Origin of the sequence: Ectorhizobium quercum (assembly GCF_026552795.1) — a bacterium.
In the GTDB taxonomy this organism is placed as follows: Bacteria; Pseudomonadota; Alphaproteobacteria; order Rhizobiales; family Rhizobiaceae; genus Ectorhizobium; species Ectorhizobium quercum.
This window is the reverse complement of sequence record NZ_JANFPI010000006.1, coordinates 210,911-235,540: the sequence shown is the minus strand read 5'-3', so window position 1 is coordinate 235,540 and position 24,630 is coordinate 210,911. Positions and strand designations below refer to the sequence as shown.

Below are 24,630 nucleotides of genomic sequence, written 5' to 3'. Positions count from 1 at the left end.
AACATGACGAAAGAGAGGCGGATTTATACCGACGTTTGAAAATGGTATTATTTGCCGTGCGGCAATATCCCGCAGGCATGACTTGCGGCTCGGGAAGAATCCTCTCGGGAGATACCCGTGTCGTTCAGACCGAACGGTCCATGTCGTTCTCTCCGGCCGCGCCGGGGCCGTCGTCGTCCAGCTCGACGGTCAGCGTGCCGTATTTCCTGTGCCACGAACGGGCGGAAAACGGCAGGAAGACGAGATAGGCCAGCACGGTTACGGACAGGACCTGCCAGGTGTAGCTCATCAGCAGCGCGACATAGAGCACGACCAGCAGCAGGCCGGGCAGGACGAGGTCGCGGCGGATGCGGCTGCCGGACTTGCCGGACCAGACGGGCAGGCGGCTGATCAGCAGGAAGCCGATGAGAACCGTATAGGCCGCTGAGGCATAGGCGAAGGGCTGCGTCTGCGGAACGCCGAGAAAGCCGAGATAGACGGGCAGCAGCACGAGCATGGCGCCCATCGGCGCCGGCACGCCGACGAAATAGGCCGACTGCCACGGCGCCTTGACGTCGCGCTCGGCCATCACGTTGAAACGGGCAAGCCGCAGCGAGGCGGCGATCGCGTAAAGCAGCGCGGCGATCCAGCCGAGCGAGTGGCTCTGGTCGAGCATGTAGACGTAGACGACTAGCGCCGGAGCGACGCCGAAATTGATGATGTCGGCAAGCGAATCCATCTGCACGCCGAATTTCGACGTGGCCTTGAGCAGCCGCGCGATGCGGCCGTCGATCCCGTCGAGGAAGGCGGCGAGCAGAACCATGCCGACCGCCAGCTCGTAACGGTTCTCGAAGGCCAGCCGGATGCCGGTGAGGCCGGCGCAGATCGCCAGCACGGTGATCATGTTGGGAATGATCAGCCGGAGCGGAATCTCGCGCAGGCGCGGGCCGCGTGCGCTGTCGTCCTTGCCGTTCTCCCGGGCCGTCACCGCATTGTCCATCGCCTCAGCTCCGGCGGCTGATGACCGGCCCCTTGGCCGAGCCGAACTCGGCGATCACCGTTTCGCCGGCAATGGCCGTCTGGCCGACGGAGACGCGCGGCTGCGCGCCGGCGGGCAGGTAGACGTCGAGGCGTGATCCGAAGCGGATGAGGCCGAAGCGCTCGCCGGCGTCGAGCGGTTCGCTCGGATGCACCCAGCAGACGATGCGGCGCGCGACAAGGCCGGCGATCTGCACCACCGCGACCTTGCCGTGGCGGCTGTCGATCACCACGCTGTTGCGCTCGTTGTCGGTGCTGGCCTTGTCCAGTTCGGCGTTGAGGAACAGACCGTCCCTGTGCTGCACGGACACGACGCTGCCGCGGACGGGCGCGCGGTTCACATGGCAGTTGAAGACGTTCATGAAAACGGAAACGCGCAGCAGCGGCTCGGTTCCGAGGTCGAGTTCGGCCGGCGGCACCATCATCTGCACGGCGGAGACCTTGCCGTCGGCGGGCGATATGACCAGATCGTCGTCCTGCGGCGTCGCGCGCTGCGGATCGCGGAAGAAGTAGGCGCACCAGATCGTCAGCACGATACCGATCCAGAACAGCGGCTCGGCGATCCAGCCGATCAGGAAGGAGCCGACGAAGAACGCCGCGATGAACGGATAGCCCTCCTTGTGTACCGGCACCAGCGTATTGCGTACACTGTCGATCAAGCTCATCGGTTTCTCCCTCGGTTCGTCCGTCGGACTGTCTGACTATAGAAAAAGCAGCCCGCGGGCAATGGATCATCCCGTCGCGTCCCCAGAAGGGCATATAGGGCCGGGCGTGCGGGCGGGAAACCCCGCGCCCCGGCTCCGGCGATGACGGGAACGCGGCGCGGCGAACCTCCGTCCGGCTCAGGTGGCGGGCGGCAGGCGCATGATGATGCCCATGTCGTCGCTTTCCTGCACCTGGCGCAGATGTTCGGCGGCGAGCGTCGCCTCACGCTGGCGGTTCCACATCGAGGCATAGAGCCCGTCGGTCGCCAGCAGCGCCTGATGCGTGCCGCGCTCGGCAATCGTGCCGTCCTTCACCACGATGATCTCGTCGGCATTGATGACCGTCGACAGCCGGTGGGCGATGACCAGTGTCGTGCGGTTCTTCGAAACGACGTCGAGCGCGGCCTGGATCTCGCGCTCCGTCGTGGTGTCGAGCGCCGACGTCGCCTCGTCGAGGATCAGGATGGGCGGCGCCTTGAGGATGGTCCGGGCAATCGCCACGCGCTGCTTTTCCCCGCCCGAAAGCTTCAGGCCGCGCTCGCCGACCATCGTCCTGAACCCGTCCGGCAGGTTGCGGATGAAGGTGCCGATCTGCGCGATCTCGGCGGCGGCCTCCACGTCGCGATCCGTCGCGTCGAGGCGCCCGTAGCGCAGGTTGTAGGCGATCGTGTCGTTGAAGAGCACGGTGTCCTGCGGCACCATGCCGATGGCGTTGCGCAGCGATTTCTGCGTCACCTGGCGGATGTCCTGCCCGTCGATCAGGATTTCGCCCTGCTGGATGTCGTAGAAGCGGTAGAGCAGACGGGAAATGGTCGATTTTCCCGCGCCCGAGGGGCCGACGATGGCGACCGTCTTGCCTGCGGGCACCTCGAAGGACAGTCCCTTGAGGATCGGCCGGTTCGCATCGTAGGCGAAATGCACGTCGCGAAAGGCGATGGCGCCGGCGGAAACCGAGAGTTCCTTCGCCCCCGGCGCGTCGGTCACTTCCGCCTCCACTTCGAGAAGGTCGAACATCTGTTCGATGTCGGTGAGGCCCTGGCGGATTTCGCGATAGACGAAGCCGATGAAGCTGAGCGGAATCGAAAGCTGCATCAGCATCGCATTGACGAAGACGAAATCGCCGATGGTCTGCTCGCCGCGCTGCACGGCCAGCGCCGACATGACCATCATAGCCGCCATGCCGGCGCCGAAGATGACCGCCTGGCCGAAGTTCAGCCAGCCGAGCGAGGTCCAGATGCGGGTGGCCGCGTTCTCGTAGCGCGCCATCGCGTCGTCGAAGCGGTGGGCCTCCATCTCCTCGTTGCCGAAATACTTGACGGTCTCGTAGTTGAGCAGCGAGTCGATGGCCTTGGTGTTGGCTTCGGTGTCGCTGGAGTTCATGTCGCGGCGGATGGAGATGCGCCAGTCGCTGGCCTTGACGGTGAACCACAGATAGGCCGCGACCGTCACCGCGGTCACGGCGAGATAGGAGAAGCCGTAGCCCCACCAGAAGATCACCGCCGTCAGCGCGAATTCGATGAGTGTCGGAAACGAGTTGAGGATGGTGAAGCGGACGATGGTTTCGATGCCCTTCGTGCCGCGCTCGATGATGCGCGAAAGGCCGCCGGTCTTGCGCTCCAGATGGAAGCGCAGCGACAGCCGGTGCAGATGCACGAAGGTCTTGTAGGCGAGCTGGCGAACGGCATGCTGCCCGACGCTGGCGAACAGCGCGTCGCGCAGCTGGTTGAGGCCGGCCTGGAGAATGCGCACCAGATTATAGGCGATGACCAGCGCGATCGCACCGAGCAGGAACGCCGGCAGCAGCCCGGCGGCATCCATCTCGCCGTTCAGCGCGTCCGTGCTCCACTTGAAGAAATAGGGCACGGCCAGCAGCACGAACTTGGCGAGAACCAGATAGAAGGTCGCCCAGACAACCCGCAGCTTCAGGTCCGGCCGGTCGGCGGGCCACATATAGGGCCACAGATTGACGAGCGTGCCGAGCGGATTGCCCGCTTCGGCCGATACGGTCTTCTTCTTGTCGGTCATGGATACTCCGGCGCCACTGGAAGAATGTCGGTTTTTCAAAGGTACGGACTACTCGACGGAGCATTTCCGGACCGGGGGAATGGTTCAGGCTGGGGAAATGCAAACGAAGAGGGCGGCGATCCGTCCGGAACCGCCGCCCTGCCGTGAAATAGGGATTCGGACGTCCTATTGCAACGCTTCGCCGGACAAACGTCTGCGATGCAGTTCCTCGGCGTTCGGAAGCGCCTCGCGCGGAACCGTGAAGACCTGCCCCGGCTCGATCAGGTCCGGGTTGAGGATCTCGTTGCGGTTGGCGAGATAAATCGTCGTATAGCGGACGCCCTGGCCGTAGACGCGCCGGGAAATCTGCCACAGCGTGTCGCCGCGGCGGATGATGACGGCATTGTCGGACGGCGTCAGCGGCGCCTGCGACAGGGCGGTGGCCGTCGAGCCTGCGGCAGGTGCCGTCACGGTATCGATCAGGCCGGAGAGTTCGCCGAGCGCCCTGTCGATACCGGCGGGGTCCCGCGGCAGTCGGTCGAGGGCGGCCTGAGCTCGGGCCGCGTCGGCGGAGGCGGCGGCACTGAGCGCTTTCACGGATGCCGGCGCCGCCGGATCGGGAACGTATTCACTGAGCGCCTTGAGCGCGAATTCGGTGGCGGAGCGGGCGGCGGCGAGTTCTTCCTGGCTGGGCACCTTGCCGTCGGCGAACAGCGACCTGAGCAGCGTAAACGCCTTGGCGACATTCTCCCGCAACCCGGCGAGCGCCTTCGTGTCCGCCGTCTCGAGGGGAGCGGCGGCGCCCGGCACGGGCGTGTCGCCGGCGATGGCCGAGACCTGGCTGCCGGCGGGCCGGTTGAAGGGCACGGAAACCCGCGCGACGACATTGCCGGCCGCGTCGAGCGTTTCGACCACGATGACGTGATCGCCGGGGGCCAGCGTCACCGCCCCGTCGACCACGAAATGGCCGGAGGGATCGGCGGTTCCCTCGCCAATGAGCGTGTCGCTGGCGAAGGCGCGGATCCGGCTGCCCGCCGCCGCCGAGCCGGCGACGTAGATGCGGTTGCTTTCGATCTCGACGGCGCTGACGCGCACCGGTGCGGTGCCGGCGGCATCCGCATCGGGGGCAAGGGCGGCGGTGTCGCCCGGTGCCGCCGTGTCAGGCGTCTGCGCGCCGGACGTTTCGTCGTCCTGTGCGGACGGAATGGCCAGCAGGCGGCTCGCCTGGCCGGGCGTGGAGATCATCGCCAGAAGCTGGCCGTCCTTGTCCTTCGGAACGGATATGGTCGCCACCTCGCCGGACAGCGCCACGGCGCCGTTGTCGCCGGTCGCGCGCAGGGCAAGCTGATGGTCGCCGGGCGGAAGCGGGTCGTCGAGAATGGCCGCGAATTCGCCGCCCGCGCCGGTTTCCGCCTTGGTCAGAACGTTCTCGCCGCTGACGATCTCGATGGTCACGCCGGGCGTCGCGCGCCCTGCGATGAGGGTCGAGCCGTCCGGCTCGACGCGCAGCACATCGAAGGTGGGCAGGGCGGTGACGGGCGCCGGCGGCGATTCCGCCTCGGTCTCCACCGGCGTTTCAGCCGGTTCCGGCGCGTTCTCGGCGGTGAAGGCGAGGGGGAAAAGCTCCCTGATCCTGTCGATCACGGGCGCCGCAGCGGCGGGATTTTCGGGCAGGGTCTTCACCCATTCCGCCGAGGCCACGGCCTCGTCGCGCAGTCTCTGGGCATTGGCGAGTACGTCGCCGCCGATGCCTTCCGGCAGTTCGACGGCGGCAAGGTCGGCAAGAACGTTTTCGGCCTTCGCGCGCGCGGCAGCGTAGTCCTCGGCCGCCGGCAGGCGGTTGCCATCGAACAGCGCCGCCAGCGCGCCGACCGCTTCCGTCGCGCCGGCCGACAGGCGTTCCATCTTCTCGAGCGTGGCGGTCGCCTTTTCCTTGAGCTGCGCAACGGCCTGCTGCGGTGCTTCCTCGGTCGTCTCGGCAGCCTCCGTCGTGGTCTGCGCCGCCTCGTCGGCAACCTCCTGCAATGTCTTCTGGTCTCCGGAAAGCCGTGGAAGAATGACGAAAATCATCAGAAGCGTCGCGATGGCGAGCACGATCAGAGCCAAAAGGGCGGCACGGTTCTTCATTTACATCAATCTCCGGCAATGCTCCCGAATTGCTATCGATTTTACGCCCCTTTCACAAGCGAAAGCGCGTAAATCGGCATTATGGAGGGCGAGTTTTTTCACGCATTTCCTTGACGCGCCTCCGGAGCCGTTGTTCCTTGCAGGCATGAGTGAAAACAGTTCTTCGATTCGATCCATCTGCGTCTATTGCGGCTCCCAGCCGGGACGTTCACCCGTTTTCGTCGAGGCCGGGCGCAAGCTCGGCACAGCGATAGCCGCCCACGGCCTGCGTCTCGTCTATGGCGGCGGAACCAAGGGTATCATGGGCGCGGTCGCGAGCGGCGTCATGGCGGCGGGCGGCAAGGTGACGGGCATCATTCCCGAATTTCTCGTGGACATGGAGGCGACTCGCCATTCCCTCGGCCAGCTCGATGAACTGATCGTGACGGAGAACATGCATGAACGCAAGCATGCAATGTTCGAGCGAGCCGACGCTTTCGTCACACTTCCGGGAGGAATCGGAACCCTGGAGGAAATTGTCGAGATCATGACCTGGGGCCAGCTCGGGCGTCACGAAAAGCCGATGGTCTTCGCCAATATCGAGGGTTTCTGGGATCCGATGTTGGATCTGGTCAGCCATATGCGCGAGCAGGGCTTCATCCACCGTGCCCATCTCGTCCAGCCGATGGTGATCGCCGAGGTCGAGGACATCGTGCCGGCGATCCTCGACCGGATCGACGAACTCAACAACGGCAAGGAAGGCGAAGAGGCGATCATTTCCCGCCTCTGAAGATCGCCTCTAGCGCCGGCTGCGCCAGATAATCGACCAGCTATAGACGAAAAGCGCCGCCCAGATGAAGCAGAAGGCGGTAAGCTTCAGGGAGTTCATCGGTTCCTTGAAGACGAACACCGCGACGAGGAACAGCAGGCTCGGCGTGATGTACTGCATGATGGCGATGGTGGAGAGGCGCAGCAGCTTCGCGCCGTTGGCATAGAGCATGAGCGGAATGGCGGTGGCGACGCCCGCGAACGACAGGAGCAGCGTGTCCGAGGTCGTGCCGTTGAGGAAATGGCCCTGGCCGGTCGACGTCAGCCAGAGGATATAGCCGAGCGCAAACGGGCTGATCAGCGCGACTTCAAGAAAGAAGCCCTGGTTCGCGCCGATCGGCAGCGCCTTTCTCAGGAATGCATAGGCACCCCACGAAAAGGTCAGGATGAGGCCGATCCACGGCAGGGCCCCGGCCTCGTAGGTCATCAGCGCAACGCCCGTGGCGGCAAGACCGAGAGCCGCGACCTGCGCCGGCGCCAGCCTTTCCTTCAGCAGAACGGCGCCGAGAAAGATCGAGAACAGCGGGTTGATGAAATAGCCGAGCGCCGCATCCAGCGTGCGGTCGATGCTGATCGCCCAGACATAGACGCCCCAGTTGATGCTGACGAGCGAGGCGGTCAGCAGCGCCATCGCCAGCATGCGCGGCGAGCGGAAGGCCGCGCGGAGTTCCGCAAGCTGGCCCATCGCCAGAAGGATGAGCCCGGCGATGGGCACGGACCATACGATGCGGTGGGAAATGACCTCGGTCGCGGGAATGTGGCCCAGCGCCTTCAGGTAGAAGGGCAGGGCGCCCCAGATCAGATAGGCCGAGGCGGCCAGCGCGAAGCCCTTGGGCGTATCCTCGTTCTTGATGGGGGAGGGCATCGGTTTCTCCGCTGGCTGGAGCCGGTTCAGCGATCTTTGTGGAGGTGTCGTGACATCCGCCAACGGGAAAAGGAGGCAGGGGAACGGTTCCGTTCCGGGAGAAAACGGCAGCACCCGGAACATGGCTTATCGCAAGCCGTCCTGCCGCGCCAATTCATTTCTGTGAATGACCCATAAAGCGAAATGAACATGCTGCGGCCGCAGCCTCAGGCTCCCACTCCGGCGAGGCCGCGGTTCTTCATCACCTTGTAGAGAATGGAATCGGAGAGCGCCTGGAACGAGGCGTCGATGATGTTTTCCGAAACGCCCACGGTGGTCCAGCGCCGCCCGCCGCTGTCGCCGGATTCGATCAGCACGCGGGTGACGGCCCCGGTGCCGCCGTTGAGGATGCGCACCTTGTAGTCCGTCAGTTCCAGATCGGCGATCTCCTGCTGGAAAACGCCGAAATCCTTGCGCAGCGCCAGGTCGAGTGCGTTCACCGGCCCGTCGCCCTCCGCCACCGAAAGGATGGTCTTTCCCTCGATTTCGAGCTTCACCACGGCCTCCGAGACGGTTTTCGGCCGTCCGAGCGCATCGAAACGGCGCTCCACCATGACGCGGAAGCCCTCGACCCGGAAGAAATCCGGGATCGTGCCGAAGGTGCGGCGGGCGAGAAGCTCGAAGCTCGCATCGGCGCCCTCATAGGCATAGCCCTCCGCCTCGCGCTCCTTGACGGTGGCGATCAGCCGGTCGAGGCGCGGATCGTCCTTCGCGACGGCGATACCCCGGCGCTTCAGCGCGTTGAGGAAATTCGACCGGCCACCCTGGTCCGACACCATGACGCTGCGGAAATTGCCGACCGATTCCGGCGGAACGTGTTCGTAGGTGCGCGGGTCCTTCAGCAGCGCCGAGGCGTGGATGCCGGCCTTGGTCGCAAAGGCCGAGGCGCCGACATAGGGCGACTGGTGATAAGGCGCGCGGTTCAGGATCTCGTCGAAGGCGCGGGAGAGTTCGGTGAGGCCGGCAAGCTTCTCCTCCGTCACGCCGGTTTCGAAGCGCGTCCTGTAGTAGTCCTTCAGCACCAGCGTCGGCACGATGGTGACGAGATTGGCGTTGCCGCAGCGCTCGCCGATGCCGTTCAGCGTGCCTTGGATTTGCCGCGCGCCCGCGTCGATGGCGGCGAGCGAGTTGGCGACCGCCTGGCCCGTGTCGTTATGGGCGTGGATGCCGAGGCAAGTGCCGGGCACGCCGGCGGCGATGACGTCGGAAACGATGCGCGCGATTTCCGCCGGCTGCGAACCGCCATTGGTGTCGCACAGCACCACCCAGCGCGCACCCGCCTCATGGGCCGTCTTCACGCAGGCCAGCGCATAGTCCGGGTTTGCCTTGTAGCCGTCGAAGAAATGCTCGCAGTCGATCATCGCCTGCTTTCCGCTTTTCAGAACGGCCTCCACGCTGTCGCGGATGCCGGCCAGGTTCTCCTCCGGCGTCGTGCCGAGCGCGACGGTCACATGGTAATCCCAGCTTTTCGCCACAAGACAGAGGGCATCGGCCTGCGACTGGACGAGGCTTGCCAGTCCCGGATCGTTGGCGGCCGAAACGCCGGGGCGGCGCGTCATGCCGAAGGCGACGAAGGCCGCCTTCCGCGTGCGCTTTTTCGAGAAGAAGGCCGTGTCCGTCGGGTTCGCGCCGGGGTAGCCGCCCTCGACGTAATCGATGCCGAAATCGTCCAGCAGGCTGGCGATGGCGATCTTGTCGTCCACCGAGAAATCGACGCCGGGCGTCTGTTGCCCGTCCCGCAATGTCGTATCGAACAGATAGATGCGTTCGCGTGTCATCGTGTCCTCCCCGGACAGTCTTGGCCGTCTTCACGGTCGTGTCGAATTTTCGGGCCGACGAAACGGCCGGCGGCTTCAGGACGCCGTGTCCGGCGGCCAGCGGTCCGTGTCGTGGTCGGGATGCTGGAAGGAGACGATCCGTGCCTCGTCGGCGCTCTGGGCAACGGGCCGCTTCTCGAACAGCCGCTCGATCCAGGGCAGACGTTGGTGGTGGTTGACCTGCACTTCCGGTTCCAGTTCCTCCGGCCGGTCGAAGGCGCCGATGGTGATTTCCAGCCCGTGCGGATGCTCGTAGGCGAGGGGCGTGCCGCAGGCGGCGCAGAAACCGCGCCGGATATCGGCCGATGAGCGGAACCATTGCGGCGCGCCGCGGGTCCATTCGAGGCTTTCGTCCTGAATGGAGATGAACGGTGCGAAGAAATTGCCGGTCGCCTTCTGGCACATGCGGCAATGGCAGATGCTGCCGCGCCCGAGTTTCGTCGCCCGGAAGCGCACCGCGCCGCACTGGCAACCGCCGGTGAAGGGGCCTTCTCTCATCCGCGTTCCCCCGGCGGCCATGCTTCGGTGTCGTGGTCGGGATGCTGGTAGGAAACGAGGTCGCTCAGGAAGGGAGCGGCGTCGATGTCGTCCAGCGTATGATGCGCGGGCAGGGTGGGCAGCGTTTCCGTGAAGGGCAGCCTGCCCTCGATGCCGTATTGCACCACCGGCGGCAGGGCGGCCGGATCGTCGAACGCGCCGGCGGCGAGGGCAATGCCGTCGGGCGCCTCGTAGGTCAGCGGCGTGCCGCAATCCCCGCAAAAGCCGCGTTCCACGTAATTGGAGGAGCGGAAACGTTTCGGTTCGCCGCGAGTCCATTCGAGCGTCGCTCCGCGCGTCGAGACGAGAGGCGCGTAATAGGCCCCGAAGGCCTTCTGGCACATGCGGCAATGACAGATGGAACTGTCCTTCAGCGCCCCCGTGACGCGGAACCGCACTGCCCCGCACTGGCATCCGCCGGCATATGTGGTCATGACATGCTCTCCCCGTCCGTGGACAAGAAACGCGTGCGACAGCCGGCGACGAAGCCCTTCATCGCTTCAGCTCCCATGTCGTGACGCGCTCGCCGGTTTCCCTGTCCTTGCCGTCCTTGAGCTGAACGCCCTCCGCCGTCAGTTCGTCGCGGATGCGGTCGGCTTCGGCGAAGTTCTTCGCCTTGAGGAGAGCGAGGCGCTCGGCCACCTTCGCCTCGATCCGCGCGCTCAGGCCGGCGTCGATCTCGGCCTTCTCCGGCAGCAGGCCGAGCAGGGCGGCGCTGGCGGAAAAGACCGGCAGTTTCGTCGCATCCGCATTGGCGGCGGCGGCAAGCTGGTGCAGGGCCTGCACGGCGGCGACCGTGTTGAGATCGTCGCTCAGCGCGTCGAGCACGCTTTCGTCCGGCGCGGCGTCGGAAGGATCGGCGGCGGGCCACTTGGCGATGAGCCGTTCGGCTTCCTCCAGCCGCTTCACGGAAAAGTCGATCGGCTCGCGGTAATGCGTCATCAGCATGGCAAGCCGCAGAACCGGCCCCGGCCACGTGCGGCCGCCGAATTTTTCCTCGGCCAGAAGCTCGTGGATGGTGATGAAGTTGCCTTCCGATTTCGACATCTTTCGGCCTTCCACCTGCACGAAGCCGTTGTGCAGCCAGTAATTGGCCATCACGGAGGTGCCGTGGGCGCAGCGTGACTGGGCGATTTCGTTCTCGTGGTGCGGGAAGATGAGATCCAGCCCGCCGCCGTGGATGTCGAACACCTCGCCGAGATAGCGGCCGCTCATGGCCGAGCATTCGATGTGCCAGCCCGGACGGCCGCGCCCCCAGGGGCTTTCCCAGCCCGGCTCGTTCTCCCCGGAGAGTTTCCACAGGACGAAATCGGCCGGATGCTTCTTGTGGCCTTCGACGGCGATGCGCGCCCCGGCCTGCTGCTCGTCCAGCGGGCGCTTGGAAAGCTGGCCGTAATCGGCCATCGATTTCGTGTCGAACAGCACTTCGCCGCCGGCCGCATAGGCGTGGCCGTTGGTGATCAGCTTGCCGATGATCGCGATCATCGGCTCTATGTTGTCGGTGGCGCGCGGCTCCACGGTCGGCGGCAGGCAGCCCAGCGCGGCGACGTCGGCATGGAACTGCGCCGCCGTCTTCTCCGTCACCCGGGCGATCGCCTCGTTCAGCGGCAGGTCGGGATAGTCGCGCAGCGCGCGGGCGTTGATCTTGTCGTCCACGTCCGTGATGTTGCGGGCATAGGTGACGTGGGCCGCGCCGTAGAGCTGGTTCAGCAGGCGGAACAGCACGTCGAACACGATGACGGGGCGAGCATTGCCAATATGGGCGAAGTCATAGACCGTGGGGCCGCAGACATACATGCGCACATTGGCCGGATCGATCGGCTGAAATTCGCTCTTCTCACGCGTCAGTGTGTTGTAAAGCTTGAGCTTTCCGCCCATTCCCATCTCCGTTCATGCCTCCGGCTCCGGCCGGGGCGTCGTCATCCGGATTGTGGAAATGGGACGAGAACGGCCAGGCCAGCGAACCGCTAGCGAATAATGATCCCGCAAATAATGCAGAGTGCCGTTTTCATGCCGTTTCTTATGGCGTGCGGACAGGATTTGGTCAAGGGCGCTCGCCACGCAAGATGGTCGTGCCGATCCTGCTTTGGTCATCTCGGGCCTGACCCGGGCATCCACAGGACATGGCGATGGATCCTCGGCTCAGGGCCGAGGATGACCGGAGGGGAGTGAAGCGCTTGCTACTCTGGTGCGCGGAAATCCTTGAACGCCTTCTCGCGCACCACGTAGAGCCTGCCGGTCTCGGTCTGGGACGGCGCGGTCAGCGGCGCGATGACGGCGGCGACCTCGGACGGGTGCGGAATGGAGTTCGGATCTTCGCCGGGAGCGGCCTTGGCGCGCATCTGCGTGCGCGTCACGCCCGGATCGACCGCGAGCACCCTGACGTTCGAGATGTTCTCGATTTCGGCCGCCCAGGTGCGCACCAGCGCCTCGACGGCGGCCTTGGAGGCGGAATAGGCGCCCCAGAACGGCCGGCAGCGATGCGCGGCGCCGGACGAGAGGACGACCGCGCGTCCGGCGTCAGAGGCTTTCAGCAGCGGCTCGACCGAGCCGATCAGCCGCCATGTCGAGACGACGTTGATGCGCATCACCCTCTCGAAATCCTTGGGGTCGATATGGCCGATGGGCGAGATGGTGCCGAGAATGCCGGCATTGGCGACGAGAATGTCGAGCCTGCCCCAGCGCTCGTGGATCGAGGCGCCCAGCCGGTCGATGGCGTCCATGTCGTCGAGATCGAAGGGCACCAGCGTCGCGGGCTGGCCGCCCGCCGCCTTAATGGCATCGTCCAGATCCTCGAGGCCGCCGACGGTGCGGGCGCAGGCGATCACGTGCGCCCCGGCTTTTGCCAGTTCCAGCGCGGTGAAATAGCCGATGCCGCGTGAGGCGCCGGTGACGAGGGCGATGCGGCCCGAAAGATCGAGGCTCATGAAATCCTCCCGGATATCGTGTTGTCAGCCGTTCGAGGCCAGCAGCGACAGCTTCGAGCCCATCTTCTCGCTCTCCTTGTCGAGAAGGCGGGTCGGGTAGTCGCCGGTGAAATAGTGGTCGGTGAACTGCGGCGCCTTGGGGTTGCGGTCCTCGCCGCCGACGGCGCGGTAAAGGCCGTCGATCGACAGGAATTGCAGCGAATCAGCGCCAATATAGCGGCCCATCGCCTCCAGCGTCGAATACTGGTTGGCGAGCAGCTTGTGGGCGTCGGGCGTGTCGATGCCGTAGAAGTCCGGATAGAAGATCATCGGGCTGGCGACGCGGATATGCACTTCCCGGGCGCCGGCGTCGCGAATCATTTGCACGATCTTTAGCGAGGTCGTACCGCGCACGATGGAATCGTCGACCAGCACCACGCGCTTGCCTTCGATCACCGCGCGGTTGGCCGAGTGCTTCAGCTTGACGCCGAAGGCACGAATCTGCTGCGTCGGCTCGATGAAGGTGCGGCCGACATAATGGTTGCGGATGATGCCGTATTCGAAGGGAATGCCGCTCTGCTGCGCATAGCCGAGCGCGGCCGGCGTGCCGCCGTCCGGCACCGGCACCACGACATCGGCCTCGACCGGCGTTTCCCTGGCGAGGTTGATGCCCATGTTCTTACGGGCGAGATAGACGCTGCGGCCGCCGACCATCGAATCCGGGCGGGCGAAATAGACATATTCGAACAGGCAGAGCCGCTCCGGCTTCTGGTTGCCCGGCTTGCGGGCATCGATGGAGATCGAGCCGTCCGGCTGGATCTCGCAGATGATGACCTCGCCGTTCTCGACGTCGCGGACGAATTTCGCGCCGATGATGTCGAGCGCGCAGGTCTCGGAGGCGAAGATCGGCTTGCCGTCCAGCTCGCCCATGACCAGCGGTCGGATGCCCGTGGGGTCGCGGGCGGCGATCAGCTTGGTGCGGGTGATGGCCAGCATCGAATAGCCGCCCTCCATCTGCCGGATCGCGTCGATGAAGCGGTCGGCGGTCGAGGTGTAGCGCGAGCGGGCGATGAGATGCAGGACGACCTCGGTGTCGGAGGTCGACTGACAGATCGCGCCGCCGGCGATGAGCTGCCGGCGCAGCGTCAGGCCGTTGGTGAAATTGCCGTTGTGGGCAATCGCGATGCCGCCGACTTCGAGTTCCGCGAACAGCGGCTGCACGTTGCGCAGCGCCACTTCCCCGGTGGTGGAATAGCGCACGTGGCCGATGGCGATGTTGCCCGGCAGCTTCGCCAGCGTGGCCGGGTCGGTATAGTGGTCGCCGACGAGGCCCATGCGGCGCTCCGAATGGAAGCGCTGGCCGTCGAACGAAACCATGCCCGCCGCTTCCTGGCCGCGATGCTGGAGGGCGTGCAGGCCGAGCGCCGTCAGCGTCGCCGCATCCGGGTGCCCGAGAATGCCGAAGACGCCGCATTCCTCATGCAGCGTGTCGCCGTCGATATCGAAATCGTGATCGAGCGATGAAAACTGGTTCATGGCAGGGGCCTTCGTTCGCTTTCGTTTCGGTGCGGTTCCGGGCGGGAAACGGCTTCACGTTCGTCCGGGGTTGCTCCAGGCAGCCGGGTTCGGGTTAAAATCTCGAAGCCCGGAATGGCTTCCGGGCTTCTCGGGTCTCAGATCGTATGTTTCATGGGCCTTTTCAAGGCCGGGGCACGTTGCCGGAGGGCGCCTCGTCGGCAGGCGCGCCCTGCGGTTCGGTGCCTTCCACGGCGCTGCCGTGCATGCGTTCGCTCACCCAGGGCTCGATGTCGGTGGGCAGCACGGCCTCGAGGCGGGCGACCAGCGTATCGAGGAAGGGTTTCGCCTTCGCCTCCTGGATCCATTCCGGGCTCTGGTCGGCGCCGACGAGCCAGTTCCAGAAGGCGACGGCCACGACCAGGAGCAGCACGCCGCGCGCCACGCCGAACAGGAAGCCCAGCGTGCGGTCCAGCGCGCCGATACGGCTGTCGATGATGAAATCGGCGATCCGGGAGGTGATGAAGGAGATGACGATCAGCGCGATCAGGAACACGATGCCGATGGAGCCGGCAAGCGCGATCTTGGCGTCGCTCGTATATTGCGACACGAAGGGCTGGACCAGCGGATGCAGATACCAGGCCGCCGCGACCGATCCGACCCAGCTTGCGATCGACAGGACTTCGCGCGAGAAGCCGCGCACCATCGCCAGAATGGCGGAGAAGAGCACGACAGCGAGGACGATACCGTCGAAAATCGTAATGGGCATATTATCGCAACTCCGTGACTCGCGGCGGTTCCGGCTGCCGTCGGCGGCAATTCGCGATCCTCTTACACCAGCGTTTCGCCGGGGGAAAGGATCAACTCTCGTCTTCTGCCGCGCTTAAACGGTTTTTCGATCCCGCAATCATCGCGACAAGGTCCGGCAGGCTGCCGATTTCCCTCAGCCGGGTCGGCAGACCCTTCGGTCTGTCGGCGGAAGCCTCGGGCAGCACGGCCGCGGAGAAGCCGAGCTTGTCGGCCTCCTTGAGCCTCTGGGCGCTGTGGGCGACGGGCCGCACGGCGCCGGACAGGCTGATTTCGCCGAAATAGACGCAATCGGCGGGTAGGGCAAGACCGGCGAGCGAGGAAACCAGCGCTGACGCGACCGCAAGGTCCGCCGCCGGTTCGGAAATGCGGTATCCGCCGGCGATGTTGAGATAGACGTCGTGTTGCCCGAGGCGCACGCCGCAATGGGCCTCCAGCACGGCGAGGATCATGGCCAGCCGCGAACTGTCCCAGCCGACCACGGCGCGGCGCGGCGTGCCGAGCGAGGTGGGTGCGACCAGCGCCTGCACCTCGACCAGCACGGGGCGCGTGCCCTCGATCCCGGCGAAGACGGCCGCCCCCGGCGATTTTTCGTTGCGTTCGGAGAGGAACAGCGCCGAGGGATTGTTGACCTCGCGCAGGCCCGAGCCGCCCATCTCGAACACGCCGATCTCGTCGGTTGGCCCGAAGCGGTTCTTCACCGTGCGCAGGATGCGGTAATGGTGGCCCCGGTCGCCCTCGAAATAGAGCACGGCGTCGACCATGTGCTCGACGACGCGCGGCCCGGCGATCTGCCCGTCCTTGGTCACATGGCCGACCAGCACCATCGCCGTGCCGGTCTGCTTGGCGAAACGGATCAGCGCCTGCACGCCGGCGCGCACCTGCGTCACCGTTCCCGGCGCCGATTCGGCCATGTCGCTCCACAGCGTCTGGATGGAATCGATGATGACGAGATCGGGCCGCTTGTCCTCGGCGATGGTCGCCAGAATGTCCTCGACATGGGTTTCGGCGGCAAGCTGCACCGCGGTGTCGGCGGCGCCGAGCCTCTGGGCGCGCAGCCTGACCTGCGCCACGGCCTCTTCGCCCGAAACGTAGATGATCCGGTGGCCGCGCCGGGAAAGCGCCGCTGCGGCCTGCATCAGAAGGGTGGACTTGCCGATGCCCGGATCGCCGCCGATCAGCACCGCCGAGCCGCGCACGAAACCGCCGCCGGTCGCCCGGTCCAGTTCGGAAATGCCGGTCTCGATGCGCGGCGCTTCCTCGATCTCGCCGGAAAGCGAGGTGAGCGCCACGGGCCGGCCCTTCTTCGGCACACGGCCCGGGCCGCCGCCGATCCCGCCGGTCGGGTCTTCCTCGACGATGGTGTTCCACTCGCCGCAGCCCTCGCACTTGCCCATCCAGCGGTTATGCACCGCGCCGCAGTTCTGGCAGATGAATTGGGTGCGGGTCTTGGCCATGCGTCTCGCTCTTTCGTTTCCCATTCGCACATAGATGAGAACAAAACGAGAATCAAGCTATGCCGTGGAAAGTTTCGGCGTCTATTCCGCCTCCAGCGCCAGCCGCTCGTAGCGCAGGCCCGTCGAGGTGAGGATTTCATAGCCGATGGTGCCGGCGGCGCGCGCCACCTCGTCCAGCGGCACGTTGGGGCCGAACAGCTCGATATAGTCGCCGGCCCGGACGGCATTCGCCGGAACGTCGGTCACGTCGAAGATGGTCATGTCCATCGTCACCCGCCCGGCGACGGGGACCTGATAGCCGTTGACGAAGCCGTAGGCGCCGCCATAGCCCATCTCGCGCAAGGGGATGCCGGACCCCGACAGCGAGCGCTGGTAGCCGTCGGCATAGCCCACTGCGGCGATGGCGAGCCGGCTTGCGCGTTGCAGCCGGTATGTGCCGCCATAGCTCACCGTCTGGCCTTCGCCGGCCTCGCGGATCATCACGATCCGGGCCTCGGCGGTCGCGACGGGACGCATCGGGTTCGCCATCCCGTTCACCGCCTCGCCGCCGTAAAGGGCGATGCCGGGGCGGGTGAGGTCGAAGTGGTAGTCCGGCCCGAGGAAGATGCCGGCCGATGCGGACAGCGATGAATCGATACCTTCATAGGCGGCCGCAACCTGTTGAAACGATTCGCGCTGGACCGTGTTCATCGTGGAGGACGGCGTGTCGCCGCAGGCCAGGTGCGACAGCACGAGCACGGGGGAGAAGCTGGCCGGACGGCACGGATCGCCGGCCAGCGACAGCGCGTCTTCCGCCGTCAGGCCCAGCCGGTTGAAGCCGGTGTCGACCTGAAGCGCGCACGGGTGGTCGCCGGCCTGCGCCGCCACCGCCGTCCAGTGCGAAAGCTGCTCTTCCGAGGCGAGAACCGGCACGAGGTCGGAGCCGAGAATATCCGCCTCCTGCCCGGGCCAGACGCCGGAAAGGACGAAAATGCGCGCTTGCGGCGCATAGGGGCGGAGCGTCACGCCTTCGGCAACGGTGGCGACGAAGAAGTCGCGGGCGCCGGCGCGATAGAAGGTCTGGCCGGCATCCTCGATGCCGAGACCGTAGGCATCGGCCTTGACCACGGCGGCGGCGCGGGCCTTGCCCGAGCGCTTCGCCATGTCGCGCCAGTTGTCGGCCATCGCGCCGAGATCGACCGTCAGCCGCAACGGCGCATGCTCGAAGGCCGAGGCGAGCGGAAAATCGTCGTCGGGGGAAAAATCGTCGATATCGGGCATGGCAGGGACCGGGACAGGTGGGAGATGCACCGAGCCTATCACTTTTGTTCAAGACCGTGCGTGAAATCTGTTTTATCTTTTCCGCCATGCACAGCGTATCGCAATGGCAGGCACTGGAAGAAATGCCGCTGGAAGGGCAGGAGGAGAGCCGCTTCTGGCGCGACGAGCGATTCGGCGGCATGGAATGCCTGAGCGCGACCTTCTTCACCCATGAATATGCGCCCCATTCCCACGACACGTTTTCCATCGGCGCGATCGAGGTCGGGAGCCAGGTTTGCAGCATCAAGGGTTGCCGCGCCTATTCGCAGCCGGGCGATCTCTACCTGATCAACCCCGGCGTCATGCATGACGGCGCATCGGCCGAGGGCGGTTATCGCTATCGCATGATCTATCCCGACGCGCGGCTTTACCGCGACATCATCGAGGACATGACGGGACGTGCCTTCAACGGGCTTCCCTCGTTTCCCGACCAGCACCTTTCCGATGCCGGCCTTTCGCGGGCTTTCTTCGCCGCGCACAGGGCTTTGGAGTACGGCACGACGCTGGAAGCGGAGGAAAGCATGTTCACCGTGCTGGCCGCGATCTTCCGCCGCCACGGTGAATGGTCGGCCCCGCCGGTCGACACGCCGGAGCGCAGCGCCGTGCGCCGGGCGCGCGACTATCTGGCGGAGCGTTATGCCGACGAGGTGGGGCTGGAGGAACTGGCGACGGTCGCCGGCCTCAGCCGCGCCCATCTCATCCGCGCCTTCCGCCGCGAATATTTCATCACGCCGCACGCCTTCCAGACGCATCTGCGCATCCGTGCCGCCTGCGGCATGCTGCGGCGGGGCGACAGCCCCACCGATGTGGCGCTCGCCTGCGGTTTCGCCGATCAGGCGCATTTCACCCGCCATTTCAAGGCGCGCATCGGCACCACGCCCGGCCGGTTCCGCGCGGCATGATCACTTTCCTTCAAGACGGCCCCCGCTCCATGCTCTAAACCCCGCCTCTCACGGCGCAGCGGGCGCCGGTTTCGATGTGCGGAGCTGGAAATGACGGTGAATGAAAGCGCGGTGCGGGGCGCGGAGGATTTCGTTGCGGGCATGCGCGCCATCCTGCCGCTGATCGCCGCCGTGGTGCCGGTCGGGCTGGTGTTCGGCGCGGTGTCCGCCACCAAGGGCCTTTCGGCGCTGGAGGCGACGCTGATGAGCGCGCTGGTCTTCGCCGGCGGCTCGCAATTCGTGGCGATGGATATCTGGACGCATCCGGCGAGCTGGACGGGCCTCGGCTTCGCGGCCCTGCTGGTCAATGTGCGCCATGTGCTGCTCTCCGCCTCCATCGGCCAGAAGATGCAGGCCTTTTCCACGCAGCAGAAATATGCCGCCATGCTGTTTCTCGCCGACGAGCTCTGGGCGATGGCGGAGATGAAGGCGCGCGACGCGCGGCTGACGCCGGCGTGGTTCGCCGGCATCGTCGCGCCCTTCTATCTGGCCTGGGTGGTGTCCTCGCTGGCCGGGGCCATCGGCGGCGCGTTTCTGGGCGATCCGGCGCTGATCGGGCTGGATTTCGCCTTTCCGGCCGTGTTCATCGTGCTCATCATGAATTTCTGGCAAGGCAGGCGCACCGGCGCCGTGCTGTTCGCCAGCGCCATCGCCGCCATTTCTGTGAAATCGATGGCGGACGGCGCCTGGTATATCGCCGCCGGCGCGCTGGCGGGCCTCGCCGTTGCAGCGGTTTCGGGCGCGAAGAAGGAGGAAGCGTCGTGACGCTGGAATTTTCGACACTTCTCGCCATCCTCGCTATGGCGGTGGCCACCGTGCTCACCCGCGTCAGCGGCCTCGTCCTGATCCGGCATGTGAAGCTTTCGGCCCGGGCCCGGCAGGCGCTGGAAGCCATTCCGCCCGCCGTGCTGATGGCCGTCGTCGCGCCCACCGCGCTGATGACCGGGGCGGCCGAAACGCTGGCCTGCGCCGTCACCGCACTCGCCGCACTTCGCCTGCCGCTTCTGGCGGCGACGGCCGCGGGCGTGGTGTGCGTGGCGGCGCTGAGGGCTGTCGGCTTATAAGCTATTGCGAAGCCGGTTTCATCAATCTTACAGCTCTTCGGGAAAAGCCCTGCTAAACATACTTTGCGGCGGCGGAGCGCAACCGGTCGGAATAATCGTAGATCTGGTCGAGGGTGTCGATGATCATCCGCTCTTCCGCATCGCCGTCGAAAAGACCGATGTATTTTACCGATCGATTGAAGTGGAGGCGAGCAAGTGGCTTGCGATTGTTATTGTCCACAAGCACGGCGCAATAGGACTTCGCATCGCGCATGACGACACGCTTCGCGGCAATCGTATCACGTACGATGGCCCTTACGATCATGAAGCCCTCTGTCTCTTCGGGAGTGGTCACGATGTCCGTCTCTTCTATGACGGGCTCTTCGATCTTGTCCACCACGTCCTGGGTTTCTGCCAAGGCACTGGTCAACCGGTTTTTCACGGTATCCATGATTACGTCGCGGAAGGCGACTTTCACAACGCCGGTCAGCATTTCTTTGACCTGCGCAGTTAACCGTCCTTCGTAGACGTCCGAAGAAACAATCCTGACAAAATCTTCAGTTGGCTCCTCGATGAGCTGTGCGATGACCTGCTTGATGCCGGATGTGTATTTAAGTCTTTCGGCCGTTGCCAGTATGGCGTCGACGTTGAATGCCGATTTTTCAAACTTCCTGAGTTCCGAGACGGTTGCCGGCTGAATGTCGGAAATGTCGAAGATCAGGAAGGGACGGGTATCGAGTTTGTTCGGCTCTTCGAGGTCTGTGTAGAAATTGAATGTACGCCCGTTCGTGAGTATGGCGAACTTGGCTTTTGTAACCGTGAAGTAGCGGAACAATTGATTCAGATGCCGCTTTTCAAGCACGGTGGAAATTGGCTTGCATTCGATGAGGATGCGAATATCGCCCTCGATCTTTATTGCGTAATCGACCTTCTCGCCTTTCTTGCCGACCGCATCCGCTGTAAATTCGGGGATCACCTCATGCGGGTCGAACACGTCGTAACCCAGCGCGCGTAAAAAGGGCAAGACGACGGCGGTCTTCACGGCTTCTTCGGTTGCCATTGTGCTCGAATGCGATTTGACCCGGTCCGAAAGGATACGGAGGCTTTCTTCCAATGTGCTCATAGGGTTGTGTTCCGGTGCGGCCATAAATTGTATTTTAAGGCGTAAGAGGAAACTATCGGTAATGCAACCGTAAATATGGTGGACTTTAGCCGACCTATATCATCGGTCGTTGAGTTTCCTCGTCCATGAAGCGCGCCCGGAATGCGCTTGGGCTGATGCCCAGTCGGCGGCGGAAATGGTGGCGCAGCGTGTGGGCCGAGCCGAAGCCGGTGGTGGCGGCGATGGAGTCCATCGATGCCGCGCCCTGGCACAGCAGCCGCTTTGCCGTCGAAACGCGCTCCTCCGCCAGCCATTCGCCGGGCGTGGTGCCCGTCGCCTCGCTGAACCGGCGCAGGAAGGTGCGGTCGCTCATGCGTGCCAGCCGGGCCATCGCGGCGATGGTCCAGTTGCGGGCGAGGTCCGCGCGGATCGTGTCGAGCAGCGGCGCGATCTCCGCGCCCTCGCGCAAGGCGACGGGACGTTCCAGAAACTGGGCCTGCCCGCCGGCGCGATGCGCGGGCATGACCAGCCGTCGCGCCACCGAATTGGCGGCGGCGGCGCCGAAATCCAGCCGCACGATCTCGATCAGCAGGTCGATGCCGGCCGCACTTCCTGCCGCGGTGAAGATGCCGTCATGGCCGCGATAGAGGGAGGCCTCGTCGACCGTCAGGCCGGGATGGCGGGCGCGCAGCGCGTCCGCATAGCGCCAGTGGGTGGTCGCCGTCGCGTTTTCCAGAAGCCCGGTCGCCGCCAGCACGAAGGCGCCGGAACACAGCGAAACGAGCCGCGCCCCGCGGCTGTGGGCGGCCCGCAGCCTGTCGGTGAGCGCTTCCGGTACGGGCGCGTCGACGCTCCTCCAGCCCGGAACGACGACGATGTCGGCCTCGTCCAGCAGGTCCGGCCCGCCATCGGCGCGGATGGTGAGGCCGCCCGCCGCCCGCAGCGGGCCGTCATCGATGGCCGCACTGGCGAAGCGATACCAGCCCGTTCCCATTTCCGGGCGTGGCAGCGCGAAGACTTCGGTCGCGATGCCGAATTCGAAGGTGCAGAGCCCGTCATAGACGAGGGCGACGACGAGGGGGCCGGTGGGTTTTGTCATGATGTTTACGGTTATTGTCAATCGCGCCAATTGGCAAGCGCTGGCGGTGCGGCGATGATCCGGCCAACCGCAAAAGGAGACCGTTCCATGCCCACCGCCGTCACCGCCATTCCCGCCGCCGAAAGTCACGTCGCCCGCGCGCATTTCGCCGCCCAGTTCGCCTTCGAGACCGATTGCTGGGACGTCCACGATTCCCTCGCGCGTGGGGCGGATTTCGTGCTGCTCGACGTGCGCGGGCCCGCCCTTTACGCGAAGGGGCACGTTGCGGGTGCCATCAGCCTGCCGCACGGCAAGATCACCCGCAATCGCATGTCGGAATGGCCGGAGGATACCCTGTTCGTTACCTATTGCGCCGGCCCGCATTGCAACGGTGCGGCAAGTGGGGCGCTGCGACTGGCCGAACTCGGCCGTCCGGTGAAGATCATGGCCGGCGGCGTCACCGGCTGGCTGGACGAGGGCTTCGAACTCAGGACAGGCGATGAACCGTAAGGGCGCGACGGGCCGGCCTTGCGTCAGGTCTCCCCCAGCCGCGTCTCCAGCGCCCCGATCTCCCGGTCGGAGAACACTTCGACGCCGTTTTCCCTGAGAAGGGCGGCGGTGACGCCGGCGCCGGGATGTTTTTGACCGGAAAAGGAGCCGTCATAGATGAAGCCGCTGCCACAGGACGGACTGCCGTCGATGAGCAGGGCGAAGCGGCAGCCGTGCGCGCGGGCGAGATCGAGCGCGATCCGCGCCCCGTCGACGAACCGGCGGGTGACGTCGGCTCCCGTCGCGTCGACGACATTGGCCGCGCCGTCCAGAACCGCGGCACCGCTCCCGCTTCCGGCGATTTCGGCGGGCGGGCGCGGAATGCTGAAGCCGGCCATCACTTCCGGACAGATGGAAACGACCCGGCCTTCCGCCTGCCAGCGCTCGAGCGCGGGATGGGCCAGAGGCTTGGCCGCACCGTTGTAGCGCACGGGCCGCCCCATGAGGCAGGCGCTGACCAGTATCTTGTCCGTGGTCGTCATGGTGTCTCCGGCAGGGGAAAGCCCCCCTGCCTCAATGCTCCTCGTATTGCGTGAACGAGGGATCGGCGAGGTCGGCGAAGCGGGTGAACTCCGCCTGGAAGGCCAGCTTCACCGTGCCGGTCGGTCCGTGGCGCTGCTTGGCGATGATCACGTCCGCCGTGCCCTTCACCTTGTCCATCTGCGCTTCCCATTCGGCATATTTCGGATCGTCGGGATCGCGCGGCTCGGCGTTCTTCACGTAATATTCCTCGCGGAACACGAAGAGCACGACGTCGGCGTCCTGCTCGATCGAACCCGATTCGCGCAGGTCGGAGAGCTGCGGGCGCTTGTCTTCGCGGCTTTCCACCTGACGCGAGAGCTGGGACAGCGCGACGATCGGCACGTTCAGTTCCTTGCCGAGCGCCTTGAGGCCGGTGGTGATTTCGGTCACTTCCTGCACGCGGTTGTCGCCGGCCTTCTTGGAGCCGGTCATGAGCTGCACGTAGTCGACCACCAGAACGTCGAGGCCGCGCTGGCGCTTGAGGCGACGGGCGCGGGCGGCGAGCTGGGCGATGGAAATGCCGCCGGTCTGGTCGATGAACAGCGGCACCTTCTGCATCATCTGCGAGCAGGCGACGAGTTTTTCGAAATCGGCCTCGGTGATGTCGCCGCGACGGATCTTCGAGGAGGAGACTTCCGTCTGTTCGGAGATGATACGGGTGGCGAGCTGTTCGGACGACATTTCCAGCGAGTAGAAGCCGACGACGCCGCCGTTCTTCGCCTTCACCGAACCGTCGGGCAGGTATTCCGGCTCGTAGGAGGCGGCGATGTTGTAGGCAATGTTGGTGGCGAGCGAGGTCTTGCCCATGCCGGGGCGCCCGGCGAGGATGATAAGGTCCGAGCGCTGCAACCCGCCCATCTTGCCGTCGAGCGACTGGATGCCGGTGGAAATGCCGGAAAGGTGGCCGTCGCGCTCGAAGGCCGCGCCGGCCATGTCGATGGCCAGCGCCACCGCATCGTTGAACGACTGGAAGCCGCCGTCATAACGGCCGGTTTCGGCAAGCTCGAACAGGCGTCGCTCGGTATCCTCGATCTGCGTCTGCGGCGGCATGTCGAGCGGCGCGTCGTAGGCGATGTTCACCATGTCCTCGCCGATGGTGATCAGCGCCCGGCGCAGCGCCAGATCGTAGATCGCCCGGCCGAAATCCTCGGCATTGATGATGGTGACTGCCTGCGCGGCGAGCCGCGCCAGATATTGCGCGACGGTGAGGTCGCCCACCTTCTGGTCGGCCGGCAGGAAGGTCTTGAGCGTGATCGTGTTGGCGATCTTGCCCATGCGGATGATGTCGCCTGCCACCTCGAAGATCTTCCGGTGCAGCGGCTCGTAGAAATGGACCGGCTTCAGGAAGTCGGAAACGCGGTAGAAGGCGTCGTTGTTGACCAGCATGGCGCCGAGAAGCGCCTGTTCGGCCTCGATATTGTTCGGTGCCTCGCGCTGGAATGCCTCGCCCTTGGCGGGGTCGGTGAGTTTGCGTGCCGCGTCGTTCATGATCCC

22 protein-coding genes and 1 pseudogene are annotated in these 24,630 nt (G+C 65.3%); 5 read left to right on the top strand and 18 right to left on the bottom strand.

Annotated features, from left to right (window positions below):
• Positions 1–124 precede the first annotated feature (124 nt).
• From pssA to NOF55_RS18305, 4 genes and pseudogenes are all read right to left on the bottom strand, one after another.
• Positions 125–979 carry a CDP-diacylglycerol--serine O-phosphatidyltransferase gene (gene pssA, locus NOF55_RS18320; protein ID WP_306412558.1) on the bottom strand — a complete coding sequence of 285 codons (855 nt, stop codon included), beginning with the start codon at positions 977–979 and terminating at the stop codon, positions 125–127.
• 4 nt (positions 980–983) lie between these two features.
• Positions 984–1,691, bottom strand: a pseudogene (locus NOF55_RS18315) (phosphatidylserine decarboxylase); the annotation flags it as partial.
• Between the two features lie 168 nt (positions 1,692–1,859).
• Positions 1,860–3,746: an ABCB family ABC transporter ATP-binding protein/permease gene (locus NOF55_RS18310; RefSeq protein WP_306412557.1), complete on the bottom strand. Its 1,887-nt coding sequence runs from the start codon at positions 3,744–3,746 to the stop codon at positions 1,860–1,862.
• Between the two features lie 165 nt (positions 3,747–3,911).
• Complete coding sequence (locus NOF55_RS18305) at positions 3,912–5,852, bottom strand: LysM peptidoglycan-binding domain-containing protein (RefSeq protein ID WP_306412556.1); 1,941 nt, start codon at positions 5,850–5,852, stop codon at positions 3,912–3,914.
• Between the two features lie 145 nt (positions 5,853–5,997).
• Here NOF55_RS18305 and NOF55_RS18300 point away from each other — a divergent pair, with 145 nt between their 5' ends.
• Positions 5,998–6,621 carry an LOG family protein gene (locus tag NOF55_RS18300; RefSeq protein WP_306412674.1) on the top strand — a complete coding sequence of 208 codons (624 nt, stop codon included), beginning with the start codon at positions 5,998–6,000 and terminating at the stop codon, positions 6,619–6,621.
• Positions 6,622–6,630: 9 nt separating this feature from the next.
• Here NOF55_RS18300 and rarD read toward each other — a convergent pair whose 3' ends face one another.
• The 10 genes from rarD to alr all read right to left on the bottom strand — a co-directional run bounded on the left by rarD (position 6,631) and on the right by alr (position 17,862).
• Positions 6,631–7,524 (bottom strand): EamA family transporter RarD, encoded by an 894-nt coding sequence (rarD, locus tag NOF55_RS18295; protein WP_306412555.1) that lies wholly within the window; start codon positions 7,522–7,524, stop codon positions 6,631–6,633.
• A gap of 206 nt (positions 7,525–7,730) precedes the next feature.
• A complete protein-coding gene (cimA, locus tag NOF55_RS18290; RefSeq protein WP_306412554.1) occupies positions 7,731–9,341 on the bottom strand; it encodes a citramalate synthase in 1,611 nt (536 codons plus the stop codon).
• A gap of 75 nt (positions 9,342–9,416) precedes the next feature.
• Positions 9,417–9,878, bottom strand: coding sequence for a GFA family protein (locus NOF55_RS18285; protein ID WP_306412553.1), 462 nt, complete (start codon positions 9,876–9,878; stop codon positions 9,417–9,419).
• Entirely contained in the window at positions 9,875–10,351 is a 477-nt protein-coding gene (locus NOF55_RS18280; protein ID WP_306412552.1) for a GFA family protein, read from the bottom strand. Before NOF55_RS18280 ends, NOF55_RS18285 begins: the two co-directional genes overlap by 4 nt.
• Before the next feature lie 58 nt (positions 10,352–10,409).
• Positions 10,410–11,801 carry a cysteine--tRNA ligase gene (gene cysS / locus NOF55_RS18275; RefSeq protein ID WP_306412551.1) on the bottom strand — a complete coding sequence of 464 codons (1,392 nt, stop codon included), beginning with the start codon at positions 11,799–11,801 and terminating at the stop codon, positions 10,410–10,412.
• Between the two features lie 296 nt (positions 11,802–12,097).
• On the bottom strand, positions 12,098–12,844 hold the full coding sequence (locus NOF55_RS18270; RefSeq protein ID WP_306412550.1) for an SDR family NAD(P)-dependent oxidoreductase: 747 nt from the start codon (positions 12,842–12,844) through the stop codon (positions 12,098–12,100).
• 24 nt (positions 12,845–12,868) lie between these two features.
• Complete coding sequence (gene purF, locus NOF55_RS18265) at positions 12,869–14,359, bottom strand: amidophosphoribosyltransferase (protein WP_306412549.1); 1,491 nt, start codon at positions 14,357–14,359, stop codon at positions 12,869–12,871.
• Positions 14,360–14,522: 163 nt separating this feature from the next.
• Complete coding sequence (locus NOF55_RS18260) at positions 14,523–15,107, bottom strand: CvpA family protein (RefSeq protein ID WP_306412548.1); 585 nt, start codon at positions 15,105–15,107, stop codon at positions 14,523–14,525.
• 91 nt (positions 15,108–15,198) lie between these two features.
• A complete protein-coding gene (gene radA / locus NOF55_RS18255) occupies positions 15,199–16,602 on the bottom strand; it encodes a DNA repair protein RadA (RefSeq protein WP_306412547.1) in 1,404 nt (467 codons plus the stop codon).
• An 81-nt stretch (positions 16,603–16,683) separates the two neighbouring features.
• A complete protein-coding gene (gene alr / locus NOF55_RS18250) occupies positions 16,684–17,862 on the bottom strand; it encodes an alanine racemase (RefSeq protein WP_306412546.1) in 1,179 nt (392 codons plus the stop codon).
• Between the two features lie 86 nt (positions 17,863–17,948).
• On the opposite strand from alr, the gene NOF55_RS18245 reads away from it, so the two are divergent.
• The 3 genes from NOF55_RS18245 to NOF55_RS18235 all read left to right on the top strand — a co-directional run bounded on the left by NOF55_RS18245 (position 17,949) and on the right by NOF55_RS18235 (position 19,906).
• The gene (locus NOF55_RS18245) at positions 17,949–18,803 is read left to right on the top strand and encodes an AraC family transcriptional regulator (protein WP_306412673.1); all 855 of its coding nucleotides are present in this window, start codon (positions 17,949–17,951) and stop codon (positions 18,801–18,803) included.
• Positions 18,804–18,893: 90 nt separating this feature from the next.
• Positions 18,894–19,607, top strand: coding sequence for an AzlC family ABC transporter permease (locus NOF55_RS18240; protein ID WP_306412545.1), 714 nt, complete (start codon positions 18,894–18,896; stop codon positions 19,605–19,607).
• On the top strand, positions 19,604–19,906 hold the full coding sequence (locus NOF55_RS18235; RefSeq protein ID WP_306412544.1) for an AzlD family protein: 303 nt from the start codon (positions 19,604–19,606) through the stop codon (positions 19,904–19,906). The genes NOF55_RS18240 and NOF55_RS18235 overlap by 4 nt, the downstream gene beginning before the upstream one ends.
• Before the next feature lie 52 nt (positions 19,907–19,958).
• Here NOF55_RS18235 and NOF55_RS18230 read toward each other — a convergent pair whose 3' ends face one another.
• Both NOF55_RS18230 and ftrA read right to left on the bottom strand, forming a co-directional pair.
• Complete coding sequence (locus tag NOF55_RS18230; RefSeq protein ID WP_306412543.1) at positions 19,959–21,008, bottom strand: type I restriction endonuclease; 1,050 nt, start codon at positions 21,006–21,008, stop codon at positions 19,959–19,961.
• A 94-nt stretch (positions 21,009–21,102) separates the two neighbouring features.
• A complete protein-coding gene (ftrA, locus tag NOF55_RS18225; RefSeq protein WP_370868999.1) occupies positions 21,103–22,107 on the bottom strand; it encodes a transcriptional regulator FtrA in 1,005 nt (334 codons plus the stop codon).
• A gap of 66 nt (positions 22,108–22,173) precedes the next feature.
• Between ftrA and NOF55_RS18220 the strand changes: the two genes are divergently transcribed.
• A complete protein-coding gene (locus NOF55_RS18220; protein ID WP_306412541.1) occupies positions 22,174–22,575 on the top strand; it encodes a rhodanese-like domain-containing protein in 402 nt (133 codons plus the stop codon).
• Between the two features lie 23 nt (positions 22,576–22,598).
• Here the strand turns inward: NOF55_RS18220 and NOF55_RS18215 are convergent, their stop codons facing one another.
• Positions 22,599–23,096, bottom strand: a complete 498-nt coding sequence (locus NOF55_RS18215; RefSeq protein ID WP_306412540.1) for a 2-thiouracil desulfurase family protein — start codon at positions 23,094–23,096, stop codon at positions 22,599–22,601.
• A 31-nt stretch (positions 23,097–23,127) separates the two neighbouring features.
• Positions 23,128–24,624, bottom strand: a complete 1,497-nt coding sequence (locus NOF55_RS18210; RefSeq protein WP_306412539.1) for a replicative DNA helicase — start codon at positions 24,622–24,624, stop codon at positions 23,128–23,130.
• Positions 24,625–24,630 lie beyond the last annotated feature (6 nt).